Origin of the sequence: Thermococcus sp. M36 (genome assembly GCF_012027355.1) — an archaeon.
Classification (GTDB): domain Archaea; phylum Methanobacteriota_B; class Thermococci; order Thermococcales; family Thermococcaceae; genus Thermococcus.
In genome coordinates this window covers 1-487 of sequence record NZ_SNUH01000137.1, presented here as the reverse complement: position 1 = coordinate 487, position 487 = coordinate 1, and the positions used below count along the sequence as shown (strand labels likewise).

General features: G+C 26.9%; 1 protein-coding gene. It reads right to left on the bottom strand.

The genetic code is table 11. The features are described from left to right. A partial coding sequence (locus E3E36_RS11680; protein ID WP_206203663.1) for an Arm DNA-binding domain-containing protein occupies window positions 1–268 on the bottom strand: 268 nt, incomplete at its 3' end. Window positions 269–487: the final 219 nt, after the last annotated feature.

Sequence of the window (487 nt, the reverse complement as noted above, 5' to 3'; positions counted from 1 at the left end):
TCTTAACTAAAACTTCGGTTTCCTTTCGGTCAACTAAATCTTTTAATATCGCAATTGCATTATTGGCAAAACTCAATAATTCATTGTTGAAATCTAAAGATGCTGCATTAATTCCTTTTGCACACTGTTTTACCGGATTCCAATTTTCAGATTTTATAATTTTACCGGTACTGATTGCTATACGTGTACCACAATAAGAAAGGAACAATAAAACTGCCGCCCGTCCATCTTTATTTTTTTTACTACTTAAATAAAATCTCGGTTTCATAAAAGGTCAATTAATTTTACTTACATTTACTTACACTATTCTAAAAACTTACTTACATCGAATATAAGCAGTTTTAATCAAATTCTTATGAAACTATTGATATTATTGACTTTTATTTAAAACAAGTTTAAGTAAGTTAAAAAGAATTAAACTTTAAAAAGTCCTATAAGGTTTTTGAAACCTCATAGGTCTTAAATCAGGAATTTTAATAGAATAATA